Origin of the sequence: Mesorhizobium sp. M1217 (assembly GCF_040318275.1) — a bacterium.
GTDB lineage: Bacteria > Pseudomonadota > Alphaproteobacteria > Rhizobiales > Rhizobiaceae > Mesorhizobium.
In genome coordinates, this window is record NZ_JAMYMA010000024.1 from 55765 (window position 1) to 68395 (window position 12631).

At 64.0% G+C, this 12631-nt stretch carries 12 protein-coding genes; 2 read left to right on the forward strand and 10 right to left on the reverse strand.

Going from position 1 to position 12631, the window contains the following annotated elements; genetic code table 11:
* Positions 1–33 precede the first annotated feature (33 nt).
* From NKH37_RS30010 to NKH37_RS30045, 8 genes are all read right to left on the reverse strand, one after another.
* Entirely contained in the window at positions 34–828 is a 795-nt protein-coding gene (locus tag NKH37_RS30010) for an ATP-binding cassette domain-containing protein (protein WP_023716805.1), read from the reverse strand.
* A gap of 4 nt (positions 829–832) precedes the next feature.
* Positions 833–1819, reverse strand: a complete 987-nt coding sequence (locus NKH37_RS30015) for an ABC transporter permease (RefSeq protein WP_352493998.1) — start codon at positions 1817–1819, stop codon at positions 833–835.
* A 107-nt stretch (positions 1820–1926) separates the two neighbouring features.
* Positions 1927–2859 carry a substrate-binding domain-containing protein gene (locus NKH37_RS30020; protein WP_023716807.1) on the reverse strand — a complete coding sequence of 311 codons (933 nt, stop codon included), beginning with the start codon at positions 2857–2859 and terminating at the stop codon, positions 1927–1929.
* A gap of 357 nt (positions 2860–3216) precedes the next feature.
* The gene (locus tag NKH37_RS30025) at positions 3217–4044 is read right to left on the reverse strand and encodes an SDR family NAD(P)-dependent oxidoreductase (RefSeq protein WP_352484093.1); all 828 of its coding nucleotides are present in this window, start codon (positions 4042–4044) and stop codon (positions 3217–3219) included.
* On the reverse strand, positions 4041–4949 hold the full coding sequence (locus NKH37_RS30030; protein WP_352484092.1) for an SMP-30/gluconolactonase/LRE family protein: 909 nt from the start codon (positions 4947–4949) through the stop codon (positions 4041–4043). Before NKH37_RS30030 ends, NKH37_RS30025 begins: the two co-directional genes overlap by 4 nt.
* On the reverse strand, positions 4946–5779 hold the full coding sequence (locus NKH37_RS30035; RefSeq protein WP_023716810.1) for a carbohydrate ABC transporter permease: 834 nt from the start codon (positions 5777–5779) through the stop codon (positions 4946–4948). The genes NKH37_RS30030 and NKH37_RS30035 overlap by 4 nt, the downstream gene beginning before the upstream one ends.
* Positions 5776–6699 (reverse strand): carbohydrate ABC transporter permease, encoded by a 924-nt coding sequence (locus tag NKH37_RS30040; protein WP_352484091.1) that lies wholly within the window; start codon positions 6697–6699, stop codon positions 5776–5778. The genes NKH37_RS30035 and NKH37_RS30040 overlap by 4 nt, the downstream gene beginning before the upstream one ends.
* 37 nt (positions 6700–6736) lie before the next feature.
* Complete coding sequence (locus tag NKH37_RS30045) at positions 6737–8179, reverse strand: extracellular solute-binding protein (protein WP_023716812.1); 1443 nt, start codon at positions 8177–8179, stop codon at positions 6737–6739.
* 294 nt (positions 8180–8473) lie between these two features.
* Between NKH37_RS30045 and NKH37_RS30050 the strand changes: the two genes are divergently transcribed.
* Positions 8474–9271 carry an SDR family NAD(P)-dependent oxidoreductase gene (locus NKH37_RS30050; protein WP_023716813.1) on the forward strand — a complete coding sequence of 266 codons (798 nt, stop codon included), beginning with the start codon at positions 8474–8476 and terminating at the stop codon, positions 9269–9271.
* Positions 9272–9276: 5 nt separating this feature from the next.
* Positions 9277–10293, forward strand: a complete 1017-nt coding sequence (locus tag NKH37_RS30055) for a LacI family DNA-binding transcriptional regulator (RefSeq protein ID WP_352857260.1) — start codon at positions 9277–9279, stop codon at positions 10291–10293.
* A gap of 114 nt (positions 10294–10407) precedes the next feature.
* Here the strand turns inward: NKH37_RS30055 and NKH37_RS30060 are convergent, their stop codons facing one another.
* Together NKH37_RS30060 and NKH37_RS30065 are read right to left on the reverse strand one after the other, a co-directional pair.
* Complete coding sequence (locus NKH37_RS30060; RefSeq protein WP_031193340.1) at positions 10408–11622, reverse strand: CoA transferase; 1215 nt, start codon at positions 11620–11622, stop codon at positions 10408–10410.
* Positions 11619–12623: a MaoC family dehydratase gene (locus tag NKH37_RS30065; protein WP_023716816.1), complete on the reverse strand. Its 1005-nt coding sequence runs from the start codon at positions 12621–12623 to the stop codon at positions 11619–11621. Before NKH37_RS30065 ends, NKH37_RS30060 begins: the two co-directional genes overlap by 4 nt.
* Between the last annotated feature and the right edge of the window lie 8 nt (positions 12624–12631).

The window sequence follows — 12631 nt, forward strand, 5'->3', positions numbered from 1 at the left end:
ATGCGATCCAGTGCCTCGGCGGTCAGCCGGCGGTCAGTCGTGCCGCTTTGTGCGCTCGACCAGCGCGTCGTGGATCTCCTTGTCCGACATGCCGGTGATGACGCGTTCGACTTCGGCGACGCTGGTCTTCTTCGGGTCGATATCGTCGGCGACCACCTTGCCGCGGCGCATGACGACGATGCGGTCGACCACCTGGAAGACGTGGTGGATGTTATGGGCGATGAAGATGCAGGAATGGCCGGAATCGCGGGCGCTGCGCACGAAGCTTAGAACGCCTTGCGTTTCGGCGACGCCGAGATTGTTGGTCGGCTCGTCGAGGATGATGAGGTCGCTGTCGAAATGCATGGCGCGTGCAATCGCCACCGCCTGCCGCTCGCCGCCGGAGAGCGAGCCGATCGGCGTCGTCGGCGGAATGTTCTTCGAGATGCCGACCTGCTTGAGCAGGTCGCGGGCAACCACGTTCATCGCCTCCTGGTCCATGCGGTTGAGGAAACGCGGCGGCTTGATCGGCTCGCGTCCAAGGAACAGGTTGCGGGCGATCGACAGTTGCGTCACCAGCGCCGAGTCCTGGTAGATCGTCTCGATGCCGTGGGCGATGGCGTCGCTGGTGCTGCGCAAATTTACCCTCTTGCCGCGGATGAAGATGTCGCCGCTGGTCAGCGGGACCGCGCCCGACAGCACCTTGATCAGCGTCGACTTGCCGGCGCCATTGTCGCCGAGCAGTCCGACGATCTCCCTTTCGTTGACATGGAAATTGGCATCAACCAGCGCCTGAACGCGGCCATAGGACTTGCGGATGTTCGTCATGCGGATCAGCGGCTCGACCATCGTCTCAAGTCCCTGCCTGATGCCGGCGTTCCAGCCAGGAGTGGAGCGCCATCATGCCGAGGATGATAGCGCCGATGAAGATGTTGTAGGCAAGGCCCGGCACACCGATCAGCACGATGCCGTTGCGCATCACGCGCAGGATCAGGATACCGAGCACTGTGCCGATGATGGTGCCGCGCCCGCCGGTCAGCGCCGTACCGCCGATCACCACCATGGCGATGACTTCGAGCTCGTAGCCGGTGCCGCTGTTGGGGTTGGCCGCCGAGGTGCGCAGCGAGCTGATGACGCCGGCAAGCGAGGCCAGGATCGACGACAGGATGAACAGGCCGATCTTGACGCCGCTGACATTGACGCCGCGCGCCCTTGCGGCACTCGGGTTGCCGCCGGCCGCCTGGATCCAGTTGCCGATCCGGCTCTGCGTCAGCACGTAGCCGAGCGCGACGGCGGCCGCGATGAACCAGAACAGCGACATATAGATACGGAACGGCCCGATGAAGAAATCGCCGACCAGGGCTTCCGCCAGCCAGCTCCCCTCGGCGCTCCAGGTCCGCTGCGGAAACCCGTTGGTGACGAACAAAGCGGTGCCGCGCACCACCAGCAGCATGCCCAGCGTCACCAGGAAGGACGGGATCTTGAGCTGCGTCACGAACCAGCCATTGACCAGCCCGATGAAGGCGGCAACCACCAGGGCAACGGCGAAGGCGGCTTCGAGCGAGGTGAGACCGCTGTTGAACAGCGTCCACATCAGGACCGGCGAGAAGCCGAACACCGAGCCGACCGAGAGGTCGAATTCGCCCGATGTCATCAGCAGTGTCATCGCCAGCGCGATCAGCCCGAGTTCGACCGTGAAGGCCAGCGTGTTCGAGATGTTCTGCGGCGACAGGAAGTCGTGATTGATGCCCCAGAACACGGCAATCTCGACGACAAGCAGCACGAAAGGCCCGAACTCTGGCCGCGCGATCGAGCGTTGGATAAGGGAACGATTTTCCACCTTGGACCCGCGATAGGATTGGAACTGGCCGAGACGGCAACCGGCTTCGGCGGAATGATGAGACAGTCACGGCCGCCGGAGCGGCCGTGACCAACTCGATCGCGGATTTATTTGCCGGACAGGATCTTGTCGTAGACTGCCGCGGTGTCCTTCTCGTACAGCGCGCCGGTGATCACGTCGAAGCCGGGCGGAATGCCGCTCGCCGCCATGTTGGCGAGCGAGAGCGCGACGTAGCTGGTCGCCTGCGGATCCTGCCACTGGCCGGCATTGACGTAGCCGTTCAGCACTTCCTGGGTGGTATCGAGCGAGTTGCCCCAGCCGACAACCGGGATTTCGCCCGGCTTGACGCCGACCTGGTCGAACACTCGCTTGATCGAACCGGTGACAAGGTCGCCGAGACCGATGACCGCCTTGACCTTGGCCCTGTTGGCGGTGAGGTAATCGACCATGCGGTTGATCACTTCGGCCTGGTCGAGCGTCGCTTCGGTGATTTCATAAGTGATGCCGAGCGGCTCGAAGACGCTCTTGATGCCTTCCTCTTCCTGGACGCCATAGGTGGCGCCGGGAATTTCGACCGGCATCCAGACGAAGTCGCCCTTCTTCACCAGGCCCTTGTCGACCAGATACTGCGCCCAATGCTTGCCGAAGGTGACGTTGTCGCCGCCGACATAGGCGTTGAAATCCGCCTTCGGGTCGGGCGTGTTGAAGTTGATGATCGGGATGTTCGCCGCCCGCGCTTCCTTGACGATCTCGACAAGGCTGCCCGGATCGGGGCTGGTGGTGGTGATGCCGTCGGCCTTGGCGGCGATTGCGGCGCGAACGGCTTCCTGCTGCGACGCCACGTCACCATTGTGGAACGAGGTGTTGACGGTATTGCCGGTGTCCGTCGCCCATTGCTTGGCGCCGGCAAGGAAGTAGGTCCAGACCGGATCGGCCGGGCCGCCATGCGAAATCCAGTAGAATGTCTTGGCCTGTGCCGCGGCCGGAATGGCCAGCGCCACCACCAAGCCAAGTACAAGCAGTCTTAGCCTCGTCAGCATTTGATTTCCTCCCATTTGAACCGAACTCCTCCTCCCACGACGATCGCGGCGAAAAACCGTGCGCGGCAAAAATCGCGATCGTATTCTGCCAGCGTCGACCTGGGTGCATCAGAGCATCCCCTTTTTCGATCGATGGCAAGCCTTCATCTGCCAGTGGTAGTTGGCGCATCCGCAGGCGCCATCAGCCCTACCATCAGATTGCATCAGTTTGCGTGATATTTTTCAGGCAGGCGATTCCTGGACTGCGTCGGCCGGATTGCTCCCGGCGCCCATCTACTCCAAACGACCATGACGTCCCTTGTCGTGGGCGCTGCGGGCCTGTTTGATACCGAAGACCTCAGATTCCGGATGTCAAGATCAGCCCTTGATCCAGGCCGGGTCGCGAAAATTGTCCCATGTGGCACCGATGCCTGCATCGACCGGAATGGCAGCGCCTGTAATGCCATTGGCTATGGGCGAGGCGACGAACGCAATCGCCGCTGCGATGTCACGCGGTGTCAGCACCCGGCCGAGCGGATGCCGCTCGGCGTAGGAGGCGAGGATCTCGTCACCATTCGGCAGCGCTGCCAGCCGTCCGGCCAGCAGCGGCGTATGGGTCACGCTCGGGCAGACGCAATTGACCGTGACCCGGTCCCGCGCCAGGTCGAGCGCCGCCGCGCGGGCAAGGTTGAGCAGCGCTCCCTTCGACACGCAGTAGGAGAACATGCCGTGCTCGGCCTGCAGCCCATCGAGGCTGGAGAGCAGCACGATGGCGCCGCTCTTTTGCTTGCGCATGCCCTTGGCCGCCTCGCGCACCACCAGGAATGAGCCTCGCACGTTGACGCCCATCACCTGCTCGAAATCCTCGACCGAGGTCTCGAACACCGGCCCGCCGGCGCCGAGCACGCCGGCACAGGCCACGGCGACATCGATTTCGCCAAGCTGCTTGCGCGTCGCCGCAAAGGCATCGGCGACGGTCTTCTCATGACCGGCATCGCCTTCGAAGGCGATCGCTTTCCGACCGATGTGCTTGACCTGCCTGGCGGTGTCTGCAGCAGCGCCCGCGGTCCAGTCGAGGATCGCGACATCGGCGCCGAGATCGGCCAGTGTCAGCGCCGTCTCGCGGCCTATGCCCGAGCCGCCGCCGGTGATGAAGGCGACCTTGCCTTGATAGGAAAGTCCGGGAAACGGTTCGCGCGGGCTCATGCGCCGGCCTTCGTTGCCATTTTGATCGTGCCTTTGTAGGTCGGGGCGCCGCCGCCCGGCACTTTCAGCCGCCACAGGCGCCCGGCATAGGACGGTTTGTCGCTCGATGCCAGCACGCTGGCGTCGGTCACCCACAGCGTCTCGCCATCGAAGGCGAGATTGGTCGGCGCGCCGCCGCACTTGATGAAGCCCTTGATGGCGCCGTCGCGGGCGACGACATGGATGCCGCCGCCGACCAGATCCGTGACCAGCAGCGAACCGTCGGCGGCGATCGTCATGCCGTCGAGGATCGGGTTATCCCCCGGCATGCGGCCGAGATCCTCGATGCTGCCGTCGCCCTTCAGTCGCCTGACACGGCCGGTGTAAGATTCGTCCCAGACGATCGAGCCGTCGGCCTCGACGACGATGCCGTTCGGAAACACCGGTTCTGGGAAGGCCACCTTGATTGTCGCCTTGCCGTCCGGCGCCAGCGCAAAAATGTAGCTCGGGTCGGGACTGGCGGGATTATAGGTGCCGGGGTCGGTCCAGACCAGCGTACCATCCGGCGCAAAGACCAGATCGTTCGGGCCATTGAGTTTGACGCCTTCGACCTCGGTCACCAGAATTTCCGGCCCGGCGCCCGGCCGCACCCGCTGGATCGATGGCACGGTCATCTCAGGCGCGCGCCACGGACCGACGGTGCCGCCGTTCTGGCAGACATAGAGCGCGCCGTCGGAGCCAAGCACGCAGGAGTTCGGCGCGCCGGTGACATAGGCGAATTGCCTTGCCTTGTCGTCCTTGCCGACAATGGTCAGCTGGCTGCGGTAGCTTTCGACGAAGACCAGGCTGCCGTCCGGCATCACGGTCGGCCCTTCCGGCCATCCGAGATTGTCCGTCACCAGTTCCGGCGAAAGATCGTTCTTCATTTCACGGCCCCTGCGGTTAGTCCGCGCACGATGTAGCGCTGGACGAAAAGCGAGAAGAGGAGGATCGGGATGACGGTGACGACGCCGACCGTCGCGGCGATGTTCCAGTCGATCGGTCGCTGCGCGCTGACCAGGGTCGCGGCACCCAGCGATATGGTCTGGAAGGCACGGCTGTCGATGACGTAGAGTGCGACCAGGAACTCGTTCCAGATGAACAGCGCGCCGAACAGCGCTGCCGTCACCAGGCCCGGCCGCACGATCGGCAGCATGACGTGCCACAGCACACCGACGCGCGTGCAGCCGTCGATCATCGCCGCTTCATCGATCTCGCTCGGGATTTCGTCGAAGAAGCCGATCATGATCCACACCACGAGCGGCAGCGAAAAGGCGATATAGGGCAGGACCAGGCCCGGATAACTGTCCTGCAGGCCGGCCGTCTTGACCATCAGAAACAGCGGAATGGCGACAGCGATCGGCGGCATGAAGCGCATCGACAGGATGGTGCTTGCCAGCTGCTCGCTATGCTTGAAGCGCAGCCTTGAAAACGCATAGGCCGCCGGCGTGCCGATCAGAATCGCGGCTGCGGTTGCGATGCCGACCACGATGATGGAGTTGAGGGTGAAGGCCAGCATCCCCTGGCTGAACAGCACCTCATTGTAGTTCTTGACGATCTGCGTCCAGTTGAGGTTGAGCGTCGGTGGCACCTGCGCCAGGATCTCGATGCGCTTCTTGGTCGACAGCACCGCCAGATAGAGGAAGGGCGCGGCGCCGAAGATGCCGAGCACGATGAGGAAGAGGTAGGCGATGACCCGGCCCGGGCGGATCTTCATCGCGAGTTCCCGGGCCGGATCTGGACGTATCTGAGCATCACTGTCGTGCCGACGGCGAGGATCAAAAGCATCATGTAGGCGACCGCCGCGGCATAGCCGTAATTCTGGAACTGGAAGCCGTTCTGGAACGAGAAAAAGGACAGCGTCGTCGTGCTGCGCGCTGGCCCGCCATAGCTCAGCCCGTAGATCAGGTCGAACGAACGGAAAGCATCGACGGCGCGGAACACGGCGGCGAAGACGATGGCCGGCGTCAGCATCGGCAGCGTGATGCGCCGGAAGGTGACGAATGGGCCGGCGCCGTCGACCTGGGCGGCTTCGAAGACATCCTGCGACAGCGCCTGCAGGCGCGCAAAGACGATGATGAAGACGAATGGCGTCCATTGCCAGCAGTCGACGAGGATCACCGTCACCATCGACATGCCGACCGAGCCCAGCCAGTCGGGTGGCGTCAGTCCGATCTGCTTTATCGCCCAGTTGACCAGCCCCCAGTCCGGATTGAGCAGGGCGCGCCACATCACCCCGACGATGATCGGCGTCATCAGCATCGGCAGCAACAGGATGCCGCGCACGATCCAGGCGCCCTTCAGCTGCAGGTTGAAGAACATCGCCAGTGCGACGCCGAGCACGACCTGGATGGAAACCGAGAAAAACACCATGATGGCGCTGTTCATGGCGGCGTTCCAAAACAGCGGATCGACCAGCAGGGCACGGTAATTGGCGAGGCCGACGAAATTGCCGGTGCCGGTCGCGGCGGTCAAATCTGTAAGCGACAGGCGCAGGCTGTGGAACAGCGGATAAATGCTGAAGACGATCAGGTAAAGCAGGCACGGGCCGAGGAGCAGCCACACGGCTCTCCCCGGCTCGTCACGTGTGCCGAAGACGAATTTCGTCTGGGTGGCGGCGGTTGTCGCAAGGCTCATCGAAAATCACATCCACAGCGATCCGCGCGGGCACCGATCAGGCAAGGTGGCCTGCCTTCCGCAAGATCGCCTCCCACTGGGTCTGCACTTTTTCACAGGCAGTCTTGGCATCTTGCGTGCCGATCAGCGCCGCGTTGAACTCGACGTTCATGACATCGTTGAGTTGAAAGAATTCCGGGATCAGCGACGTCGGTATGGTGTCGGCCGTCTCGATCGCCGTCAGCGCGTCCTTGAGGTAGGGGAACTTCGCCACCAGCTCGGGATCTGTGAAAGCCGAGGTGCGGTTCGCATCGATGTTGTATTTCTCGATGGAATAGCGGTTCACCGCCTTGCTGGTGATCCAGGTCAGCGCCAGCCAGGCGGCGTCCTTCTTCGCCGGGTCGATATTCTTCGGGATGCCGACCCCCCAGCCGCCTTGGATTGCCCGCGGCGACTTGCCGTCGCCGGAAGGAACCGGGGTGGTCGCGGTGGTCTCGGCGACCATGGAATTCTCGCTGTTCAGGATCGGCCCGGCAATTGTAGACCAGAAGATCATCTGCGCGATCTTGCCGGTGGAGAAGCCGTCGACGTTTTCGGCAAAGCCGTATTTGGTCACATTCTTCGGCGCATAGGGCAGCAGGTCGATCAGCATCTGCAAGGCGCCGATGCCTTCCTTGGAATTGACCTGCGGCTTAAAATTCTTCTCCTTGGCGCTGCCGGTCATCAGCACGCCGCCAGTGGTGATGAAGCGAGTGTACCAGTCGACCGCGGCGAGCGAGAAATCGTTGGCGCCGATGAAGGAGCAACCGGCCACGTCGTCGGTGTTGAGCTTCTCGGCGGCAGCCTTGAACTCGTCCCAGGTCTTGGCCGGCTGCAGGCCTGCCGCGTCGAACAGGTCCTTGCGATAGAAATAGATGACCGACCCGGAATGCAGGCCGGGTATGCCGTAGACGTCCTTGCCTTTGCCAACCGTGCCGGAGGCCATGTCGAAAATGCCGACATTCTTCATCGCCGCCGGGATGAGATCGGCGAAATCCCAGTCCGGCGGCGTTTTTGCGGGATCGTCGATATAGGCGTTGAGCTGCTCGTAATAGCCGCCGCCAACCTGCTGGGTCGTCAGGAACCCAAGATACTCGATCAATTCGAACGAGGATTTGTCTGCCTTGAGGTTCTGCAATGTCTTTTCGATCAGCGCGCCGAGTGCCGGCGAGGTGATCTCCAGTTCCATGCCGGTCTCCTCGACGAATTTCGGCATCATGTCGGCGAGCGCGCGATGGTCGTTCTCATCGCCGGTCATCAGGATGTTGATTTTGGTGCCGGCGAACTTCTTCATGTCGAAACCGGCGGCGTAGAGCGGCACGGTGCCGCCAAGTCCTCCAAACGCCGTTGCCAGGCCCAGCATGCCGGCGCGCTGCATCAGGTCGCGGCGCGTCAGGCCGCCTGTATCCACGGCGGCGTTTTCGCCGGGCCGCGGGTGATCCGTCTGCTCTTTTCCGCTCATGTCTCACTCCCCAGTTTCTTCTTTGTTCTGCCGACGGGACTGCATCGGTCCGGACGGCAGATTGCATCCGGCGATCTAAATAGTCAATCGATTGCTTAATGATCGCTCAAACGATTGCTTGAACAAACACGTCGTGTTATCGATGCCGTGCTCTATGGGTGAAAATTGTCTCGGGCGCAGGCGCTTGACAGCTGTCGCGCACGGCCTCTACACGCTGGCAAACAACAATGTGCCAGGCGACTGAATGGCGGCCTTCCAGCGCATCCGAAGCCCGAACCGACAGGGAGGTCGTCGATGAGCCTGGGAAGCGTTGTCGTGACAGGTGCGGGCGACGGCATAGGACGCGCCATAGCGATCCGATTGGCCGCCGACGGCTGGAATGTCGTCGGCCTCGAACTTGACCGGGCGGCAGCCGAGGCGCTTGGCAAGACGCTTGGCAACGGCCATCATGCGGTGTGCGGCGACGCATCCGACCGCTCGGTGCTGAAAGCCGCCCGCGAGGCGGCGGAACAACTCGCGCCGTTGCGCGGATGGGTCAACAATGTCGGCATCGCCTTGATGGGCAATCTGCATGAACCCAATGAGCCCGAGGTCGAGCGTTTGTTCGCCGTCAACCTGATGTCGCATTTCTGGGGCTCGTCCGAAGCCATCCGGACGTGGGTTCGAGACCGGGCGACCGGTTCGATCGTCAATGTCTCCTCGGTGCATGGCCGCTCGGCCTTCAACATGTGGGCGGCCTATGATGTGGCCAAGGCCGGCATCGATGCGCTGACCCGCTATATCGCGGTCGAATACGGGCCGATCGGCATCCGCGCCAATGCGGTTGCGCCCGGCGCCGTCCGTACGGCGCTGGTGCAACGCGTGATCCGCGACAGCCCCGACAGCGCGGTGGCTGAAAAGGAAATGTCGATTCAGCATCCGCTCGAGCGCATCGGCGAGCCGGAGGAGATCGCGGCCGCCGTCTCGTGGCTGATTTCGTCCGAGGCCTCGTTCGTCACCGGCCAGTCGCTGGCCGTCGATGGCGGCTTGACCTCGCGCTGCTACCGCTATGCGCCCGACGCGCAACTGCTCGCCATGTACGGAAAGGGCTGAAGCCTTTGAAGCCAATCGGCCCGCCGGGGCGCGCCACGCTGAAGGACATTGCCCGCACTGTCGGCGTCGACGTTTCCACCGTTTCCAAGGTGCTCAACGACGGCGGCATCAGCGTGCGGCCGCAGACGCGCCAAGCAATCATCGACGAGGCAAGCCGGGTCAACTATCGCCCACATGCGCTTGCTCGCAACCTGCGCACCCAGCGCACCGGCGCACTCGGCATTCTGCTGCCCGACCTCACCAATCCAATCTATGCCGAGACGGTGCATGGTGCGATGCGCCAGGCCGAACGGTCCGGCTACGTCATGCTCATTGCCGAGGTTGCGGACGAGCGCACCTCCGCCGCCGCCTATATGCGGTTGGTCAGCGAACGCCGCATCGACGGGCTGATCATCGCCGTCAGCGCCGAAACCAGCGAGATGATCGCTGCCATCGAGAACAATCCGGTGCCGCACGTCTTCGTCAACCGCCGTTCCAGCATCGGCCGCAGCGTCACCGTCGACGACCAGGCTTCGGGACGGCTTGCCGCGCAGACCCTGATCGAGGCCGGCCATCGGCGCCTCGGCTTCATCGGCGCGTTGCCCGAACTCGACACCTCGCGACGCCGGCGCCATGGCTTCGTCGAAGTCTGCCAGGCTGCCGGCCTGCCAGCCGTCGTCGAAATCGCCGGCCCGGTCTCGCGCCGCGGTGGCTACGATGCCTTGCACAGGCTGCTCGATGAGGCGCAACGCCCGACCGGCGTCTTCGCCTTCAACATGCTGGTCGGCATCGGTGCGCTGGCGGCGGCCCGTGTGCGCGGCGTGCGCGTGCCGGACGATCTTTCGGTGGTCACGCTCGACGGCGAGGACGCCATCTTTACCGCGCCGCCGCTGACCGCCATCATTACCCCGCTCGCCGAAATGGGCGCGCGCGCCGTCGTCGAGCTCGAAGCCATGATCCAGGGGCGCGAACCGCAGGATGTCGTCATCGATATCCCGCCGAAGCTGGTTTACCGCGAATCCGTGGCGCCGCCGCCTCGCTAAAGCGGTTCATCGTTTCACGGAAACGCCGAACCGCTCTATCTCTTTGTTTCTACGCAATTCCGGACGGAAAACCGTTTCACACCTTTCCTGGAATTGCGCTAAAGCCTTCGCGGCTCAAGCCGTCGCCGGACCGGCGACGATGCCGCGGTCGTGCAGGCTTCCGATCTCGCCGTCGCTCAACCCCAGTTCGGTCAGGATCTCGTCGGTGTGCTCGCCAAGTACGGGCGCGCGGACTGCAGGAAGCCGTTCCACCGAGGAGAAATCCAGTGGCGAAGTCGGCGTCAGCAGCGATCCGAGACCGGGGTGATCGACCTTTGCGAACATCGGGTTGTCCGTCGAGCAGCGCGGATCCTCGACCAACAATTGCCGGAATGTCTGGTAAGGCCCCCACGAGACGCCGGATGCCGTGAAGCTGCGCCGCACGTCGGCGAAGCTCCGTGCCGAAAACCACGGCGCCAGTAGGGCGGCGATCGCCTCGCGCGCCGCATAACGCCCGCCTTCGCTGTCGAGGTCGGCGCCGCTTGTTGCCGCGAGCTTTGCCGTGTCCAGCCCGGTCGCCTGCAGCAGTACGGCCCATTGCCGGCCGGTCAGCGCCATCACCATGACGCGGCGGTCGTCGGCGGTGAGGAAATCCCGCCCGAACGCACCATAGAGATAGTTGCCGTCCTTTTCGGCACTGCCTCCAAGTTCGGCCTGCGCCAGCCGACCGAGATTGCCGGTCATGGCCAGCGCTACGTCCGATAGCGCCAGTTTCACCAATGACCCGTTGCCGGTGCGGCTGCGGTGGCGGTCGGCGGCCAGCACGCCCACCGCCGCCATCTCGCCCATCGCGATGTCCCAGGCCGGCAGCACGCTATTGGTAGGCTCCGTGGCGCCGCGCGCGCCGGTGATTTCGGCAAAGCCGGTTGCCGCGTTGACGGTATAGTCGACCTCGCTGGTTCCATCATTGTTGCCGGTCAGCGCGATCATGATGACGTCGTTGCGCCGGTGCTTCAGGGCCTCGTAGGAGAGGGCGCCGCGCGCCGCAAAATTGGTCAGGAAGATGCCGTTGCCCGGCCCCGGTCTCGCGATCAGACTGGCCACGACGTCCTGCCCTTCGGGCGACTGCAGGTTGATCTGGATCGAACGCTTGCCCTTGTTCATGCCGGCCCAGAACAGGCTCTGGCCGTTGTCCGCCACTGGCCACCGGCCATGGTCGAGCCCACCGCCGATCTGGTCGTAGCGGATCACGTCGGCCCCCAATTGTGCCAGCGTCATGCCGCCAAGCGGTGCCGCCACGAAGGCCGAGCCCTCGACGATGCTAAGGCCGGCGAGAATGCCGCCGCTCATGCGAACAGCCCCACTGATCGCCAGTCGAGCACGTCGGAAATCCCGCCATCGGAAGCGGTCGCCCGCACCAGTGAGCGCAAATGCACCAGCCCACCGCCGCCGGGCAGAGGCTCGCAGTGCCCGATGCCGATTTCGGAGTGCAGCGTGTCGCCCTCGTGCACCGGCCCCAGATGATCGCAGTCCTGCCAGCCCAAAATGGTTACCAGCGACGGCAGTGCACGGGTCAACTGTGCCGCTGCCAGCCCGATCGTATGGCCGCCATAGACGAGGCGCTGCCCCGTCTGGGTGCGGTCATGGTGGATCGTCGCCAGGTTCATCGTCAGCCGCGCCAGCTCCGGCGCGCTGCTCACCACATCGCCGCCGGCAAGGCGATGGATGGTGCCGGCGCTGAGATCGTTGAAATGCGGGCCAGGCACCGCCTTGCGGTAAGCGTCGAGGTTCCATCCGCCGATCGCCGCCGGCGCTCCCATGAACTCGGATCGCGGCGGATCGGTTTCGCCCTGCGCGGCACCATCCCCTGCCTGTCTGGCCGGTAGTAGCGCGCACCGGCAGAAATCGAGTACCGGTCGGTCCTCCTGATCGCTGGTGGCGATCCGCATGGTGACCAGGCCGCGCGACGCACGCCCCGGCCTGGCGGCGGCGGACCGCAGCCCGATGATGGTGGTAACGGTCTTCAAACTGTCGCCGATCGCCGGCGCCCGGCGAAAGATCAGACCGCGGTAGAAGAGGTTGGCGATCGCCCGCTGCGTCACCAGCGTCGACTGGCCGATCGCCACGTCCCAGACCAGCGCCGGCGCGGCAAAAGGCTGCTTTAGTCCGGTCACGGATGCCGACAGTGCCGCATCGAAGGCCAGCCTCAGCCTGCCGCCGACGATTGTATGGTGGGCAGCGGCAAGGCCGTCGCTCAGCCGCATCACCGGCGCTCCGTCGAAGCGGTCGCCGATGCGGAGATCCTCGTAGAACGGACCGTCGATGCCTATTGCGGGTGGAGACGTGCTCACGCTGCTGA